The organism is Methanothermobacter sp. EMTCatA1, assembly GCF_002356395.1.
Classification (GTDB): Archaea; Methanobacteriota; Methanobacteria; order Methanobacteriales; family Methanothermobacteraceae; genus Methanothermobacter; species Methanothermobacter thermautotrophicus.
Genome location: NZ_AP018336.1, coordinates 1,086,290 through 1,103,037 on the forward strand (window position 1 = coordinate 1,086,290; position 16,748 = coordinate 1,103,037).

Annotated in this window: 19 protein-coding genes; 4 read left to right on the forward strand and 15 right to left on the reverse strand. The window is 49.2% G+C overall.

The genetic code is table 11. The annotated features are described in order from the left end of the window. The first annotated feature begins 165 nt into the window (after nt 1–165). Nucleotides 166–480: a hypothetical protein gene (locus tag tca_RS05755; RefSeq protein ID WP_286708685.1), complete on the forward strand. Its 315-nt coding sequence runs from the start codon at nt 166–168 to the stop codon at nt 478–480. A 91-nt stretch (nt 481–571) separates the two neighbouring features. Next, nucleotides 572–1,588, forward strand: coding sequence for a restriction endonuclease (locus tca_RS05760; RefSeq protein ID WP_286708686.1), 1,017 nt, complete (start codon nt 572–574; stop codon nt 1,586–1,588). 282 nt (nt 1,589–1,870) lie between these two features. Here tca_RS05760 and tca_RS05765 read toward each other — a convergent pair whose 3' ends face one another. From tca_RS05765 to tca_RS05775, 3 genes are read right to left on the reverse strand one after another with little or no spacing between them, the layout of a single operon-like run. Next, nucleotides 1,871–2,875 (reverse strand): AI-2E family transporter, encoded by a 1,005-nt coding sequence (locus tag tca_RS05765; protein ID WP_286708687.1) that lies wholly within the window; start codon nt 2,873–2,875, stop codon nt 1,871–1,873. Nucleotide 2,876: 1 nt separating this feature from the next. Then, nucleotides 2,877–3,680: a dihydroorotate dehydrogenase electron transfer subunit gene (locus tca_RS05770; protein ID WP_394339338.1), complete on the reverse strand. Its 804-nt coding sequence runs from the start codon at nt 3,678–3,680 to the stop codon at nt 2,877–2,879. A 4-nt stretch (nt 3,681–3,684) separates the two neighbouring features. Next, nucleotides 3,685–4,587, reverse strand: coding sequence for a dihydroorotate dehydrogenase (locus tag tca_RS05775; protein WP_286708688.1), 903 nt, complete (start codon nt 4,585–4,587; stop codon nt 3,685–3,687). A gap of 54 nt (nt 4,588–4,641) precedes the next feature. Between tca_RS05775 and tca_RS05780 the strand changes: the two genes are divergently transcribed. Both tca_RS05780 and tca_RS05785 read left to right on the forward strand, forming a co-directional pair. After that, the gene (locus tag tca_RS05780) at nt 4,642–5,754 is read left to right on the forward strand and encodes an NOP5/NOP56 family protein (protein ID WP_286708689.1); all 1,113 of its coding nucleotides are present in this window, start codon (nt 4,642–4,644) and stop codon (nt 5,752–5,754) included. Nucleotides 5,755–5,764: 10 nt separating this feature from the next. Next, nucleotides 5,765–6,439, forward strand: a complete 675-nt coding sequence (locus tca_RS05785; protein WP_286708690.1) for a fibrillarin-like rRNA/tRNA 2'-O-methyltransferase — start codon at nt 5,765–5,767, stop codon at nt 6,437–6,439. A 254-nt stretch (nt 6,440–6,693) separates the two neighbouring features. On the opposite strand, the gene coaBC is transcribed toward tca_RS05785, so the two are convergent. The 12 genes from coaBC to tca_RS05845 all read right to left on the reverse strand — a co-directional run bounded on the left by coaBC (nt 6,694) and on the right by tca_RS05845 (nt 16,745). After that, nucleotides 6,694–7,854, reverse strand: coding sequence for a bifunctional phosphopantothenoylcysteine decarboxylase/phosphopantothenate--cysteine ligase CoaBC (gene coaBC, locus tca_RS05790; protein ID WP_286708691.1), 1,161 nt, complete (start codon nt 7,852–7,854; stop codon nt 6,694–6,696). 10 nt (nt 7,855–7,864) lie between these two features. Further along, the gene (locus tca_RS05795; RefSeq protein ID WP_048060993.1) at nt 7,865–8,362 is read right to left on the reverse strand and encodes a transcription elongation factor NusA; all 498 of its coding nucleotides are present in this window, start codon (nt 8,360–8,362) and stop codon (nt 7,865–7,867) included. A 234-nt stretch (nt 8,363–8,596) separates the two neighbouring features. Further along, the gene (locus tca_RS05800; RefSeq protein ID WP_286708692.1) at nt 8,597–9,124 is read right to left on the reverse strand and encodes a PsbP-related protein; all 528 of its coding nucleotides are present in this window, start codon (nt 9,122–9,124) and stop codon (nt 8,597–8,599) included. 13 nt (nt 9,125–9,137) lie between these two features. After that, complete coding sequence (locus tca_RS05805) at nt 9,138–9,752, reverse strand: hypothetical protein (RefSeq protein ID WP_286708693.1); 615 nt, start codon at nt 9,750–9,752, stop codon at nt 9,138–9,140. 150 nt (nt 9,753–9,902) lie between these two features. Further along, entirely contained in the window at nt 9,903–10,706 is an 804-nt protein-coding gene (gene pheA / locus tca_RS05810; RefSeq protein WP_394339339.1) for a prephenate dehydratase, read from the reverse strand. 11 nt (nt 10,707–10,717) lie between these two features. Then, nucleotides 10,718–11,854 carry an ATP-dependent RNA/DNA ligase MthRnl gene (mthRnl, locus tag tca_RS05815; RefSeq protein ID WP_286708694.1) on the reverse strand — a complete coding sequence of 379 codons (1,137 nt, stop codon included), beginning with the start codon at nt 11,852–11,854 and terminating at the stop codon, nt 10,718–10,720. Between the two features lie 34 nt (nt 11,855–11,888). Beyond that, a complete protein-coding gene (locus tca_RS05820) occupies nt 11,889–12,707 on the reverse strand; it encodes a CBS domain-containing protein (RefSeq protein WP_286708695.1) in 819 nt (272 codons plus the stop codon). 9 nt (nt 12,708–12,716) lie between these two features. Next, nucleotides 12,717–13,553 (reverse strand): CBS domain-containing protein, encoded by an 837-nt coding sequence (locus tca_RS05825; RefSeq protein WP_048060997.1) that lies wholly within the window; start codon nt 13,551–13,553, stop codon nt 12,717–12,719. Between the two features lie 9 nt (nt 13,554–13,562). Next, nucleotides 13,563–14,504, reverse strand: a complete 942-nt coding sequence (locus tca_RS05830; RefSeq protein WP_048175778.1) for a CBS domain-containing protein — start codon at nt 14,502–14,504, stop codon at nt 13,563–13,565. A gap of 120 nt (nt 14,505–14,624) precedes the next feature. Next, on the reverse strand, nt 14,625–15,443 hold the full coding sequence (locus tca_RS05835; protein ID WP_010876849.1) for a CBS domain-containing protein: 819 nt from the start codon (nt 15,441–15,443) through the stop codon (nt 14,625–14,627). Then, a complete protein-coding gene (locus tca_RS05840) occupies nt 15,436–15,999 on the reverse strand; it encodes a CBS domain-containing protein (RefSeq protein ID WP_048175780.1) in 564 nt (187 codons plus the stop codon). The genes tca_RS05835 and tca_RS05840 overlap by 8 nt, the downstream gene beginning before the upstream one ends. Before the next feature lie 11 nt (nt 16,000–16,010). After that, complete coding sequence (locus tag tca_RS05845; RefSeq protein ID WP_286708696.1) at nt 16,011–16,745, reverse strand: 7-carboxy-7-deazaguanine synthase QueE; 735 nt, start codon at nt 16,743–16,745, stop codon at nt 16,011–16,013. Nucleotides 16,746–16,748 lie beyond the last annotated feature (3 nt).

Here is a 16,748-nt window from a genome sequence, read left to right on the forward strand (position 1 = left end):
TTACCGTTCTACAAGTAGCAGAATAAACACTTAAGTAGCACTATTAAGATATAGTGTTTAGGATTTCCTGGGGGTGTTGGACTTATAATAAGCCTTCTTAGTTGCTGGCATGAAATGAACAGTTTAATCCTGTGATCAGTATTAATACACGGGGAGGTAGAGGGTATGGTTAAGGGAGTTAAACATCCAGTGCTTGCTGAGTATGCAAAAAGGATCCATGATGAGGAAAAGAACGGTTTTTTGCGGGTCTTACCGGGAAGGTTTTCACCAGGTGACAAATTTGTGATCTATGAGTCCTATGGGCAATACAGAGGATGGGCGGACATAGTGTCCATTCAGAAGATGCCAAAAGGGAAGATGATCTCAGAATACGGCTTGAGGCTCATGATCACGGAGGATGAGTTCATGGATTACTTTGGGGGCAGAAAGGAGATGACCATCATAGAATTTAAAAACTTTGAAAAATTCAGCCCCTGTTAAACCGATGAGTATGAGATGTTAGAAAAAATAGGTGGAAAATACATCTGAAAATGAGTATGAAATGATAGAAGAAAACAGAGGATGATTGTTCATGAAGAGCACAGAAAAGTGTCTTAAAGAATGGAATGCTATCGTAGAGGCCCTAGGACATGGAAAACAGACCATTCTGATCAGAAAATATAAGACAAACCTCAAAGAATTCCTGCTTTACCCCACAGTCAGCTATACCAATGAAAATGATTACCTGAAAAGTTTCCAGGAAAAACACCACTCATTCGTTGAAAAATATAGCCTCCCCCATAAAGAGGGAGAAAAGACAGAGATCAAATACTTTGCCACTGTAGAAAAGATCCTGGAAAGACCGCCTCGAATAATACCCTCAGAGAATTTCTACATCTGGAGAAGGGGCCATGTAAAATCATATCTTAACGGGAAAAATGCCTACATATGGGTACTGAGGGTTTACAGACTGAAGAAACCCTACATGGCCGACCTCGCCTATGGACCGGGGGTCTACGCTAACCTGAAGGAACGGGTCTCACTGAAGGGCGCTGAACCGGTACTCACAGATAAGGAATTCTCAGAAACATTAGAAAAACTAACTCCTGAAGAATCTCTACAATACGGTTATCAGACCCTGAGAGACGAGCTAGCCATGGAGTTGCTTGAAAATATTAGGTCCTGTTCCACAGGATTTTTCAAAAAAATCATAGTGGACCTCCTATTGAAGATGGGTTATGGCGGTTCACGAAAGGATGCAGATGAAGCCATAGAGAAGGGTGGAGACGGAGGCATAGAGGGTATTATAAAAGAGGATAAATTAGGTCTGGACACCATCTATATCCAGGCAAAGAGAGGGAGCATATCCAGACCTGAAATACAGAAATTTGCAAGTGCACTGGAGGGGCAAGCTAAAAAGGGAGTCTTCATCACAACATACAGCTTTTCACGTGCAGCACAGGAATACGCATCCAGCATCGATAACAGAATAGTCCTGATTGATGGAGATGAACTTGCCCAGCTGATGATCGACCACGACGTCGGTGTATCAAAGGTGACATCCTACGAGATCAAAAAAATAGACACAGACTACTTCTCAGAAGAATAAAAACCTGGGGAATATCAGAAACCAAATGAATATCCCTGTAACTGCAGAAAATTCCCATCTCAACCGTGTAATTTTTTAAGCATTAATAAAACTCTTTCAACCAACTCAGAGAAACCAAAAAACCTCGCATCTGTAAGAAAGAACTGGATAAAAGCCATAAAGGATCTGTTAAGAAGCTGCAACTTACAACAGTATCTCATACAGTTTTCACTGATCAGAATACGATTTCCCTGTATGTGATCATAGAATTTCAAAAAAGTCTGTGGCTGGGATATACAGCGCTTATTGCAGTTCCTCTCCACCAGACTCCATACGGTAGGCCTCAAGGGCTGCATATGCAAGACCAAGGACCAGTGGCCCCACAATGAAGCCTGCAACACCCCAGACCACAGGTCCTCCCAGAAATCCCACCAGGAATATCATGGGGTGGATATCCGCGTACTTACCGGATAGCTTGGGTCTCAGGTATATGTCAATGGTGCTGAGGAAGAGACCGAATATCAGGACAAGTACTCCCCTCAGGATGTTTCCTGTGACAAAGTCATAGATGGAGAGGGGTGTGTAGGCAGCCCATGGCCCTATCACAGGTATCAGCTGAAAGAGGCCCGTCATTATACCCAGGAGTATGGCGTAGGGGTATCCGAGAAGATGAAAGCCAACTGCAGCCATTAAACCTATTGCAAGGGCTGTCAGGAAGTGCCCATAGAATATGCTGAGGAGAACCCTCTCGGTCTCAGAGGCCATTCGCTCCATGAAGGGCCTTGTCTCCTCCGGTATCAGGGTCCTTATGTACCCCACAAGTCTCTTACCATCCCTTGCAAAGTAGAATGTTGATGAAAGGAATACGAAGAGCTGAAGGGATATCATTGGTACAGACTGGAGAATGGCCACGACATAGTTGAGTGAACCGCTTAGGATGTCCCTCAGAACCGTTCTCAGGCTTGCAAGTGTGTTCTCCGCCGAGGGCTGTAGATTTCCGGCTCCGGGTACGTGGATGCTCCCTGCGAGTGAAAGGAGAGAGGGGGCTGAATTTATTATGGAATCAACTGTGAACACCAGGATACCCACCAGTGGCATTATAACCACAATCATTGCAAGGATAATGGATACCGAGAGGTATGGTATCCTCCGGTTTATCCTCAGGGCCACGGGCCTTACAATGTAGGCGAATACGGCTCCAAGAAATAGCATGGTCCAGAGGGGGTATACCACAATTGCTGAGAGAAGTAAAAGGGCCATCACAGGGAATGACGCCGATGTCAGTGCACCCCTCAGTCTCTCTATCATGCTACCACCAGGGCACTCTTCTGCCAGCCGGGTCCCGCCTGTAACGGCCAAACTCCCTTACCCTGGATAGTTCCTGACTCCAGAATACAGGTCCCTCTGCACATACCCTGAAGCCGGTATCATCAAGGCAGCACTGGCCACAGATGCCCACAGCGCACTTCATGTATCTCTCAAGGGAGAGCTGGACCGGGACAGACCTCTCATCAAGTATCCTCATAACCTGAAACATCATGGGTTCCGGGCCGCAGACAGCAGCCATGTCATGGTTCCCCTCAAGTGTGAGGAGACGTTCATGGGCAAATCCCTTAAACCCGCAGGAACCATCATCCGTGCACGTACTGATATTCACGCCGGCAGCCTCAAGCCTGTCCAGGAAGAGGAGCTCATCTGCTGTCCTTGCAGCCACAAGTGCATCCACACGCATACCCCTTGCGGTGGCCTCATCTGCCAGGGCTGCCAGGGGCGCCATCCCTATCCCGCCCCCCACCAGGAGGAGGTCCCTTCCCATGAGTTCAAATCCCCTGCCATAGGGTCCCCTGATACCCAGAAGGTCGCCCTCACTGAGTCCATGAACCCTGCCTGTGAATTCACCCACCCTTCTTATGGATATCCCTATCTCAGATCTCACAGGGTCGATGAGGGAGACAGACATGGGTTTCTCGTCCCTGAAATCCCAGACCATGACGAACTGTCCCGGTCTAACCTCCTGTCTGAAGTCCCAGCTGAATATGAAGGTCTTCACGCTTTCAGATTCCTCAACTATCCTCTTAATCTCAAGAACCTCTGGAACATTCATGGAATCCATCTCCCTAATCATGTGCCAGCCCCACCATCTCATCCACTGATGAGAATCCTTCGGCCATCATGAAGGCCTCAAGGCCCCTGCATATCTTCATGAAAACCTCGGGGCCATCATACATTATGGCTGTTCCAACCTGAACAGCCCTTGCACCTGCAAAGAGGAACTCGACTGCATCCTGGAAGTCCCTGACACCGCCCACACCCATTATGGGGATATCCACGCTGCGGTAAACGTCATAGACGCATCTGACCGCGACGGGTTTTATTGCCGGGCCTGACATGCCTCCGAAGGCATTGGAGAGTATGGGCCTTGCGGTCTTTATATCGATCTTCATCCCGGGGCCAAGGGAGTTTATGAGGGTAAGGGCGTCTGAACCTGCCTCCTCAGCGCTCCCTGCTATCTCAACGATGTCTGTGACGTTTGGTGTGAGCTTCGTGGATACCGGGACGTCCACTGCATCCTTAACAGCAGAAACAACCCTGAAGGTCAGTTCAGGGTCCTGTCCGATTGAGGCTCCGCACCCTGCCATGGCGTGGGGGCAGGAGACGTTCAGTTCAATCATGTCAGCGTATTCCTCCACTGAAGCCGCTGCTGAGGCAAATTCCTCGGGTGATGCCCCATAGACTGAGGCTATCAGAGGTACCTCCTCATCCACCAGCTTCAGCTCCTCCCTGAATGCCTCAACACCTGGGTTTGAGAGTCCAATTGCGTTTATGACCCCGCCTGTGACCTCCACGGTTGTGGGATTTCTGTATCCCGGGTTGGGCCTGAGTGAGAAGGACTTGGTCACAACAGCCCCTGCACCCGCACGGTAAATCCTGTTAAGGGACGATGCCATGCTACCCATGACCCCTGCAGCCAGTATGGTCGGGTTCCGGAGTTCAATATTACATATGCTGGTCTCAAGCATGAAAAACACCTTCTGCTAAATATATTTATATCCGTCACCTATAGATGTACCCCTATGAAGTGTTATCTTACAGGTTGCATTGCAGGTCCTCTTGCCTTCAGTGAAGATCTGGAGCTCATAGATTATGAACCTTTCCCGGTTGATGAAATCCCCGGAAGGCTTGCTGAGTCACAGATGGGTGGTGTTTCACCGGAGGAGAGGATTATGCTCGAGAGGCTCACCCCTGAATACGATGAGGTTGTGGTTGAGGCCTCCCCCTCCCCTGAGTATGCCGGGTTCAGGAACCTCAGATTTGAGGTTCCAAGCAGGGCAGGCATCCACCTCAGGGAGAACCTTGAGGACATCCTGGCAGAAATCCTTGATATGCCCGCCGGGGACTTCATACATGACGCCCTCATGTCGGTTGCGCGTGAAAGGCTGAGGGAGTCCCTCCGGGAGACAGACAGGTTCATAATACAGTCCATAAATGCCCTTGATGAACTTGATGAGGAGACCGGGAAGCTCATAGAAAGGCTGAGAGAATGGTACTCCCTCCACTTCCCTGAACTCGACGGTATTAAGAGTCATGAACAGTACGTTGAGCTCATTGCAGAGTACGGTGACCGGGACCAGATACTGAAAAATTTCAGGATGGACGTTGATGAGAGTCTTGGCTCAGATATCACCTCCGAGGACCTCCACATCCTCAGGGGCCTTGCAGAGAATATAAGGGGTCTTCAGAGGCTGAGGGAGGAGACAGAGAGGTACATTGACATCAAGATGGAGAAGCTTGCCCCCAACCTCAGGGCCCTTGCAGGGTCAAATGTTGGTGCGAGGCTCATTGCCCATGCCGGAGGATTGAGGGAACTTGCCATGCTACCATCCTCCACAATACAGGTCCTTGGAGCTGAGAAGGCCCTCTTCAGACACCTGAAATCCGGTGCAAAGCCACCGAAGCATGGGGTTATATTCCAGCACCCCTCAATAAGGTCATCCCCCTGGTGGATCAGGGGAAAGGTTGCAAGGCTGCTGGCGGGTAAGATAGCCATCGCAGTTAGAAAGGACGTTTTCAGCAGAGAATTTGATCCGGGAATAGTTGAATCATTCAATGAGAGGTTTGAAGCCATTAAAAGTGATAACCCGAAGCCCCCGGCAAGGAAGAAGGGTTTCAGAAGGAAGAGGAAATGATAGCGGGCAGGTGTATGCTGTGAAGGAAGTTAAGGGTATGGATGGTGTCTTTATCATGAACAACTCCCTCCTCACCATTAACCCCAACCCCGGTGTGAAGGTCTATGGTGAGAGGATCATTGAGTGGGGCGGCCGGGAGTACCGGGTCTGGGATCCCCGGCGGTCCAAGCTTGCTGCGGCCATACTTAACGGTCTGCGGGGTTTCAGTCTGAATTCAGACTCCAGGGTTCTCTATCTGGGTGCATCGGCCGGGACAACTGCCTCACACATATCTGATATCGTCACGGATGGGAGGGTCTACTGCATCGAATTCTCTCCCAGGATGATGCGGGAACTCCTGGGTGTGTGTGAATCCAGAAAAAACATGGCCCCCCTCCTGGAGGACGCCTCAAGACCCCTCAGTTACCTCAGGATGGTTGAGGCCGCTGATCTCGTGTACTGTGATGTTGCACAGCCTGACCAGACCAGGTTATTCATTGAGAATATGGATTGCTTCCTGAAGAGGGATGGTTATGGACTCATAATGATAAAGGCCAGGAGCATAGATGTTACAAGAAGTCCCAGAAAGATCTTCCGGGAGGAAGTAGGGAAGCTTGAGTCTTCTGGTTTCAGAATAATTGATCAGGTGGGTCTCAATCCCTACGAAAAGGACCATATGGCGGTTCTGGTTAAAAAGGATGTTTAGAAGGGCATATGATTTTTTGATATATTTTTAGTAAAAAAAGGTATATATTGGATTAATTACATAATCTCAATCCCAACTGCAGGCCATAATTTCACCTCCGGGTTATTGTTCACAATAACCTGGAGTTGAATTTTAATTTTTTGAGTTAATATCATGATGTAAAGTAGCTTTAATAATCTTTAAAGCTGAGAGGGGATAGAACAACCAGAACTGCAGTTAAACTGTTTCTAACCTAAATAATATTTTTTCTAGTTCTATAATAACTGGTCCAGGCTGTCTCCAACCTTCCTTATCACTTCATCAATTATGATGGACGCAAGTTCATCCTTTTCCATAAGGGGAAGCTCGGTTACCATGTCTGAGACAATGATGGCCCGGTTCCTGTCTGAGCCAAAACCCTCAACGGACACGTCGTTGGCAACCACCATATCAACACCTGATTCCCTTATCTGTTTCCTTGCAGATTCCACCAGTGCCTCATCGTCCACATCATACTCTGCCTTGAATCCAACGATGAAGGCATCTGGATTAATCTCCCTTGCGATCCCTATTACCTTGGGGTTGGGTCTGAGTTCAACTGAAAACTCCTCTGAGGATGATATCTTTCTCTCAGTGTAGACCGGCTTGAAGTCGGCCACTGCAGCCGCAGATATGAATACATCATGATCAGCAACGAGTTCCCTGACCCTTTCGGCCATCTCCTCTGCTGTCTCTGCCCGGAAGGATCTTAACTGTGGGGGTATCTCCACAGATACTGTGCCGGCCACAACCGTGACATCAGCGCCCTCTATGTAGGCCCTCCTTGCTATGGCGAGACCCATCTTCCCTGAACTCCTGTTTGTAATCCCTCTGACGGGGTCTATGGGTTCATAGGTCCCCCCAAGACTCACAAGGACCCTTTTACCCTGCAGTCTCTGTCTGGAGGTCTGTCTCATTGCCTCTAGTACGATGGTGTCAATGTCCGGGAACTTGGCCTTTCCCTCATCCATACGGGGCTCAATAAAGATAACTCCCTCTTCCTTCAGCCTCATGATATTCTCGGCTGCTGCGGCATACATGGCCTCATGCATTGAGGGCACCATGACAATTGGGGTGCCCATGCCTGATGCTGTGAGGAGGAGGGATGATATGGGGTTATCAGCCAGCCTGTATGCCAGTTTACCTATGATGTTGGCTGTTGCCGGCGCCACAAGGATCAGGTCAGCGCCTGCGTATTTAACGTGCTCAATTTCCCCTGTAAGTTCCAGTACAGGTTTGCTTCCGGTTGCAAATTCCATTGCATAGGGGTGTATTATCCTGCAGGCGTCCTCGCTCATGAAGCACTTAACCTCGGCTCCCTGCCTCCCAAGCTCCCTTGCAAGCTTCACCGCCTCGATGGCTGCAACACTCCCTGTGACGCACAGTATGATCTCCATGGAATCCCCATCATGTATCATCTATAACTACAACCGTCTTCTCACCGGTCAGCATTTCTATTATATTATTGAGGGTTTCCAGTTTGCCAGGCACTCTCCTGGCATCCTCCCTCATGACCCTTATCTTGAAGCGTTCTTCCCCATCCTTCCCGAATACAATGTTGATCCCTGATATCCTTGCAGGTGCTAGAACGTCTTCTGCAACTGATTTTAGGTCTGATTTCTCTCCAACGACCCGGACCTTCTTTCCTATGGCCCTTGATATTGCCTTCACAATTTTACCACCCTTGCCTATGAGTTTACCAACCTCACCAGCTTCTGTGATTATTATAACTATCCCGTCAAGGTCTATGGCCCTTTTAAATCCCAGTTTACCTTCTCCAATCCTGTATAGAACCTTCGCAATCTCCAGTTCAGTTTGAGTTACCTCCCCTGTTTTAAGTTTATTTTCACAGCCCTGACATAAAATTCCGCTTTTAAGACAGACATCGCATATTGGCAATACCATTGCTTCTTCCTCCTTTTCTTTAGTGGTTACCGTGATTATCGTGAACAAGGTCACACTGTATAATCCAGGTTTAAAAAGCCATTAGCAGCCCTTAAACCTCTGGAGATAAAATAAAAAGAGCCCATCTATTTATCACTGCAGCGACCCTATGGTTAATTAATTACTTTGATAAATATAAATTTATAGTTTTGGATGGCAAAAAAATAAGAAGGGATTCGGGGGCTGGTGTGAAAATCAGAGGAACCTCAGGGTCCTGACAATGAGGTCAAAGTTCCGGCTCTCGGCATCGAATTTATCTGCCGGAGCTGTGCAAAGTATCACATAGACCCTTCCATTGTTCTCTATCCATATTGCCCTCTGCTTTTTCTGTATTCCGCTGTCTGTGATGATGTAAAGGTTTTCGATTGCCTGGTAACTGCCTATGGTCGTGTTGGTCTCTGAGACTCTCCTGTAACTTGAATTTGTGAAAAAGGCTTCATAATTCGCCCTGTACATGTCGTAAAGGTTCCCCTTGAGGTCCTTTGACTGGATAACCACAGAGACCTGGGCAAGACCTGAGGAATCAACGGATGATGGGTCTCCAACCGCTGCAACTGTGTCATTGGCCAGTGAATTCGCTGTTACCCAGTCTGATGGATACTCAAATGAAACGTTATTCCCTGTAAACGTTTTTGTCTGGTTTTCAGAGCCTGCATCCTCTGATGTGCAGCCGGATACAGACACAACCAGGACCATGAAAAGGATTAACATGTACCTCTTCATATCATTAACCTCGCTAGGGTGATGATGGCGGATTCTGAGTGCCGCCAGTGCCTCCTGTCCCCTGGTTATCCTGTGGCGTTGATGGTGTGGATGGCGTTGATGGCGTCTGTGGTGTGGATGGTGTCTGTGGTGTTGTGTTTCCCTGACTGAATGTTTTATTGGATGTTACAGTTACATTCTTCACTGTGTCGTTGGAGGATGGGAAGGCGCTCTCATTCACCGTGACTGTCCCCGTGGCCGGAGTTTCTGGCTGAATATTCATGAAGTAAAGACCAAAGCCCGTGCCAAAGAGGAATGCCACCACAAGGACTATGGCCCCTATCAGGGACAGGTTCGGCCTCTTCCTCCTTCTGGTCTCATCTGTCCTGACATATTTTTCAATGAGCTCCTCTTTCTCTTTCCTGTCCTTCTTTATTCTTGACTCCTCCACCCAGTGGTCAAGGGGCTTTTCAGGAGTCTCCTGTCCCTGAAGCCTTCTTATGTTCTCCACTGCCTCCAGGGTTTCAAGTTCACGTGTGTACTTTTCCCTGAGTGATCTGTACTCCTTCTCTGAAATGCTTCCCTCTTCACGTTCCCTTTCAAGTTTCTTGAGCTGTCTCAGGAGCATTTTCTTATCCTGGCTAATCATCACCATCTCCTGAATTAAATCAGTGATAATAAACGGATCTATATTGTACTCACCAGTATATAAATTTACAGAGTGCCGCGCCACACCCTTAAAATGACCCGCCCATTGCTCTTACTCACGTTTTAATCGCCTTTGAGGGATCAGAATTAATCAATAATCAGTCATTTCAGGGTATGAACCCAGAATCTTGAAGAATGGGGTCCTATCAGATATACTCCTGAGTATGTCCATTACATGCGGGTCCTTCCGGTGCCCCTGGAAATCCACAAAGAATATGTACTTGCCAAGACCCCTCTTTGATGGGCGGGACTCTATCTTGGTGAGGTTGACTCCCGCATCTGCGAAGAAGCCCAGGATCTCATGGAGTCCCCCTGGTTTATCCTCCGATAGTGAGAAGACTATGGAGGTCTTATCCCTTCCTGTTGGTTCATGGTCACCATCTGAAAGGACTATGAACCTTGTGAAGTTGGGGTCAAAGTCCTGGATGTTCTCTGCAATCACCTCGAGGCCATATATATCCGCAGCCCTTCTCGTTCCTATGGCCGCGCACTCCCTCCTCCCCATTATGGTCCTTGCAGCTGCAGCCGTGCTTGGTGTTGAGTGTGTTGAGACCCCAAGTTTCTCCAGAAATCCTCTGCACTGTGCAAGGGACTGGGGATGGGAGTAGACCTCCCGGATCTCATTCAGGGAGACACCCCTGTTAACGAGGAGGTTGTGCCTTACACGGAGTATTATCTCCCCCTCTATGCAGAGATCATATTCCCAGGCAAGGAGGTCAAGGGTGACCCCCACCGGGCCCTCTATTGAGTTTTCGATAGGTACAACACCCCTTGAGGCCACTCCGGTTGCCACTGCGCCCAGCACCTCGAGTATTGAGTCGAAGGGGATGAGTTCCTCGCCGACCCTCCGGGCTGCCTCCTCTGTGAATGTCCCCTCAGGGCCCAGATAGGCTATGGGAAGAGATGTCAGTAGAGACCCCCCTTAAGGTAGTTGTTTATCCTGTCTGTTGTTGACTGATAGAATCGCCTTATGGTTGCCCTGCCGTCACGGTAATCTGCAAGGGTGGCTGAGACCCCCAGACGGACAAGGTGACGTATGAATTCCTCTGCCGCCTCCCGGTCCTCAACGTCGATGACCGTGTCCTCATAGGCGGCCTCACCAGCTGATATGCTCTTTATTCTCTCAAGCATGGGGTATATTATTGCCTCCCCGAGGCGGCGTGCCCTTTCACGGGTTTCATCATCCGATTCATCGAGTTCATAGGCCTGGAAGCCCTCCCTTATGACTCTGCTGAAGAAGAAGGGTCTTCCGAAGTCGAAGGGGTAGCTGAAGGCGTATGCGAGTTCACGTGCATGGGCCTGTGATGAGGTGTACTTGAGGGGAGGCACCTCCATGCTGGGGTCCTTCATAACCACACCCTCCCTTCCAGCCATTCCCAGGGCCCTTATTATATCCGCGACCTCACTGGCGGCCTCCTCAATGGGGTAGACCCCAAAGAGGCGCACATTAGGAAGTCCATAGGAATCCAGGAGCGCCCTCCTCTCTTCAACAGGGAGGGGTCTGTTCGTGTTCTTCTCCCTCAGATCGAATACCCTGAATCCGAGGGGTCCGACCTCAGGGTAGTCCTGTGAAACATAGGGGTTGTCCCTTCCAATCATCTCTCCACATATAACAAGGTCCGGGTGTTCCCTGAAGAATTCAGAGAGGTCAAGGAGCTCCTGGGCCTTTCGGGTGGTGAATGGGCAGACATGGCCCCCCCTTGTGAGTGCAACGGTTTCTCCCGATGATAGGCATGCTATACGGACATTGTAGCCGTTCATCTTTTCCTCTACAGCAACCCTGTCCCTGAAGTGTTCCTGGATGGTGGGTGAGAGTAGCAGTGTCCTCCTTATCTTTGGAAATCCCCTTATGACCTCAGTTTCATCTCCAAGGTAGATCACCGTCCCTGCCTCCAGGTCCCCCAGGGGCTTCTTGAAGAGGAGGGCCTGCAGACCCGCAGATTCAAGTAGCCTCAGGCTCCCCCGGGCAAATGCAACCTTTAACCTGGAGGATGGTACTCCTGTCCTTTCCTGGATCAGATCGAAGGGGATGTCACTGTTCATTGAATTCACTTGAAACGTCTTAAAAAAAGGAGGTTTAGAAGACACCCTCTATCTCAACTATGAGGTCAAGGATGTCTGTCTTCGTTACTATACCCTCAACTTCCTGTTTGATTACAGGGAATCCCCCGTAGCCTGTCTCCAGCATGAGTGATGCCACTTCAGTTACCGGAGTCTCCTCCTCAATGGTCCTCACGTTCTGTTTCATTATATCCTCCACGAGGAGGTTTCTTATCCTTGAGGGTTTGTGCCTGTCCGGGACGAGCTTTCTGAAGTTTATGACGGCCCTTGTCATGTCCCTGGCTGTGAGTATTCCTGCAAGTTCGTCCTCCTCCATGACCAGCAGGCGGCCTATGCCTGCGTCGATCATTATCCTCCTTGCATGGACGACCCTCTCTGCCGGGGACACCGTTATCATCTCTGTGCTCATGACATCGGCTGCAGTGTACTTCTCATAGGCCCTTCCCCTGCAGATGTCAAGGAGGTCTGATTTTGTGACTATACCCATGATTTCACCGTCATGGAGAACCGGAAGGCTTCCGATGTTGTTTTCGAGCATTATGCTTGCTGCGTTTCCGGCGTCCATGTCTGGCTCTGCAGTTATGAGTTCCGGTGTCATGACCGTTGAGACATGGAAGTGGGAGGGTGCCATGTTGCCGTACCTTGAGGATCCGAGTTTGAGTGCTATGTCCTTCTCGGTAACTATACCAACAAGTTCCCTCTCATGGTCGCTGTTGGTGTTTATAACGAGGAGCCTTGAGACGTTCCTTTTATCCATGAGTCTCAGGGCGTCACATATGTTCTGATCCTTATCGATGCAGACAGGATCCTCTGACATGATGTTTTTGATTATCATACTCTCCACCTACTGGATTCCGCTTATTATATCTGTTTTTGTTATTATCCCCACCAGTTCATCGTCCTCAACCACTGGAAGGCCGCTTATACCATTTTCAAGCATCATGGCTGCTGCGCTGGATGCATCCACAGATGGTTCCACCTTTATCACGTCCTCAGTCATTATGTCCCCTGCGGTTAGCATCGCGATGGTACGGACCCTTTTCTTCTCCTCTGAGGTTCTGCTTATGAAGTAGACCCTCTCGACGGGTATGCCCCTCTCAGGGTCCTCGAAGGTTGCGAATGAGAGGTTCTCTGAGGTTATTATCCCCTCAACTGCGCCGTTATCTGTTACGACCACCCTTGAGATGTTGTTCTCCTCCATGACGCCTATTACATGGGACAGTGTGTGGTTGGGTGTCACCGTTTTAACGTCCTCTGTCATGAGGTCCCTCACCTTCCATCTGCCGGCGCATCTGTCCTTGAAGAATCTGAGAAGGTCCTTCTTGGTTACTATGCCTGCAAGTTCCTCTCCATCCATTACAAGGAGGGACCCCACATTCTTCCTTAGCATGAGCTCCGCTGCATCCCTGGGGGTGTCATTAACATTCACGGTTACGGGGTTCTCTGTCATCACCCTCCTTATGGAGATCTTATCTATTGGTCTCCTCCTCCAGTCGGGGCCGTTAACCCGGAGTTTTCTGGTTATGTCGGTCTCAGTCACTATGCCGACCGGTTTACCATCTGCATCAACAACCACGACCCTGCTTATCCCGTGTCTCAGCATGAGGTTCCTTGCATAGGCAACCTGCTGTGTCTCATCCATGACGATGACTTCATCTGTCATTATGCTCCCTATATCCACTGTAACCACCTACCCTGCTATTGCCCTCAGTAAGTCGCTTTCAGTTATTATTCCTGTCAGTTCCCCGTAGTCCACCACGGGAAGTCCTCCTATTCCATGTTTCTCCATGAGCTCACATACCCTTCCCAGGGGTGTTGTGGATGTTACCATGCAGACCTGTGTCTCCATGATCTCGTTTACAGGTGTTGAGAGGACCTCCTCGGCACTGTTGGTTTTCATTGCACTGAAGGCCTGGTTCCTTCCAAGGAACTCGAGTATGTCAGTGGATGTCACTATCCCTACAAGTTTTTCCTCCTCAGGGTGTGGAGTTTTTCTCTCCTCGCCAAGAACAGGTATCCTCCTTAGCCTGTTCCTCACCATTATCTTTGAGGCGCCCTCTATGGGTGTTCCTGGTGTTGTGCTTATCACATTTGCTGTCATGTGCTCCTCTGTCACCTCATCATTGAATACTCCTGCCATGAGAAGCACGAAGTCCCTCTCAGATACTATGCCGGCTATCTTCTCATCATCATCAACTACCGGTAGTGCGCCGACGCTGTTCTCAAGCATCATGCTCACTGCATCTGCAATTGAGTCCCTGGTGGTTATGCTGATGACGTCCCGGGTCATGATACTTTTAACGGGTTCGTTGACAGCTGCAAGGAAGTTATCATCATATTTTTTATCGATGATCTTGGATTTATCTCCCCCTCCTAAAAAGTCCAGGATATCCATGGCCGTGACTATCCCCTGGAGCTTACCTGTCCCGGGGTTTGTTATTGGAAGCCTCCTGAATTTGTTCTTAACCATTATCTCCGCTGCTTCTTTGATGGTGGCTGTCTGTGGTATGGAAATAACTTCCTTCCTGGCGATGGCCATCACATCGCCTTCATGGTCGAAGTTTCTGCTCTCGAATTCGACGGGACCACGGTCCCTAGACTTTACCAGGTTTATGGTGTCTTTTTTTCTCATTTACACACCTCTCTGGGAGATATACTTACATGAAGTAAGTATCGTTATTACTTAAAATAATTTTATTAATAAAAACTGGGTTCTGGATGATGGATCCTTCTCTTATCATGGGCCACCATTTCACTTGATATATGCTTTGAGGACGTCCTCCCTGGACACTATGCCCAGAAGATCGGCTTCCTTCACCATGCTGGGGTCACTCTTTATGAACACCGGCTTCTCAACCACCGGGATCCTGCCGATGTCCCTCTCCAGCATCAGAAAAGCAGCTTTTTCAGAAGGCGTATCTGGTGTTATGGCTATGGGTGGTGTCTTCATTATCTTCTCAACCGCCACTGATCTCACATCCCCGGACTCCCTGTGAATCCTGGCATGGCCGTACCTTATGAGGTCCTTCCTTGTTATGATACCTATCAGTTTGCCGTTCTTCATCACCGGAAGCCCTGAAAATCCTGATTCATCCATCTTATCCCATACAGCTGATACAGGGTCGCTGTGCTGGCAGGTGACAGGTTCAGGTGTCATTATCTCCATCACAGGACTCTTAACTGGTTCATAGCCCTTTTCAAGGAACCCTGAAATGAAGTCTATGGTACTGACTATCCCGACAAGTTTCATGCTCTCTGTTGACTCAACCACAGGGGCCTGTATTTCACCCGCCCTCACCAGGTCGGCTGCAGCCTTCATTGCCTCCATTTCAGGGGTCAGAATAAGCTTGGGCCTTTCCATTATCCCCCTTGCCTCAAGGTTGGACTTTGTCGCTGTGATGTTAAGCACATCACCCCGGGTTATAATACCCCTCAGTTTTTCCCCGGCGACTACAGGGACGCACCTGAAATCCTCATCCCTTAAAATAGATCTTACTCTTGTGGCGGCGGTTTCAAGTGAGACTGAGACAGGATTTAATGTCATTACGTCTCTTACAAACAAATCATTCACCCTCTAAGTCCTCTTTACACTCCTCACATATGTATTTACCGTCGTACTCCTCAAGGTACTCCTCAAAGTTGCCGCAAATCTCACAGACACCTGGAACTGACCTCTCATTTTCAGGTAGCTGTACCCTGTTCTCCTCAATCCTTGCATTCTCAACAAGGATCTCTGTGAGTTCCGGGGCCACCATCATGACGTCGGAGGATGTCAGGATCCCGACGAGCGCGCCGTCCCTGACCACCGGAAGCCTCCTTATGCTGTTCTTGGCCATCAGCCTCGCTGCTTCGCTGAGCTCCCTGTCAGGTTCTATGCTTATAAGGTTGCGGGTCATTACCTCCCCCACTGTAACCTCACTGGCCTGCAGGTCTCTGGAAACAACCTTCCTTATGATGTCGCTCTCGGTGATGAGTCCCTCTGGTTCGGAGTTGCTCTTGACGATGATGCTTCCAACCTTCTTTTCGGTCATTATTGATGCTGCTTCTGCAACGCTGATGCCAGGGTCTGCTGTTATAACATTCGATGTCATGGCATCATGGACTGTAACCTTTGTTTCCATTTCCATCTGAAAACCTCCTACCTAAGGCCAAGGGCCCTATGCATCTGTGGTATCACGTAAACATCCATATACTTTCCGGCTTCCTTAGACATTTCCAGCAGGCGAGGAGTGTTTTGAGCCCACTGCTCAGGGGGACTGCATGGCTGTATAACCAATGGAAGTCTTTCCGGCTCATCAACGCATTCAAGGAGCCTCTCTGCGAGAGCCCCGATGTAGTCAGCCCCCGTTGTGGGCATCACAACCACCTTACAATATGTATTTACACCTCTTGATATTAATATGTTTATGACTTGAATCTCCCGATCAATGAGGTCACCGGGGCTGGATATATCGGATTCTGTAGTACCTGATCTTAAATTATCTGAAAAATGTTCAGCTATTTTTATATCAACTGAGGCGTAGTCAAAGAGGTGAGCTATCCTCTCTGCATTGCCGGGCAGGGACCCGTTGGTCTCGAGAAGGGTCCTGTGAGGGCTCTCCTCAATGAGTTCTGTGATAAAATCAGGGTAGAGGAGAGGTTCACCTCCTGTGATACTGATTGAATGAAAATCAGGCGTTATTAACCCTTCAATAATCTCTGTGAGTTCAGGGGCTGTGAAGAGCCTCCCGGCTGAGGGGTCCCTGCTCTCTGGTGTGTCACAGTAGCTACAGTTGAGGTTGCAGCCTGCGAACCTCACAAAGATCTGCCTCCTTCCCACAAGGAGGCCCTCGCCCTGGATGCTGCTGAAGACCTCCACGATGGGTGCCCTCATCAA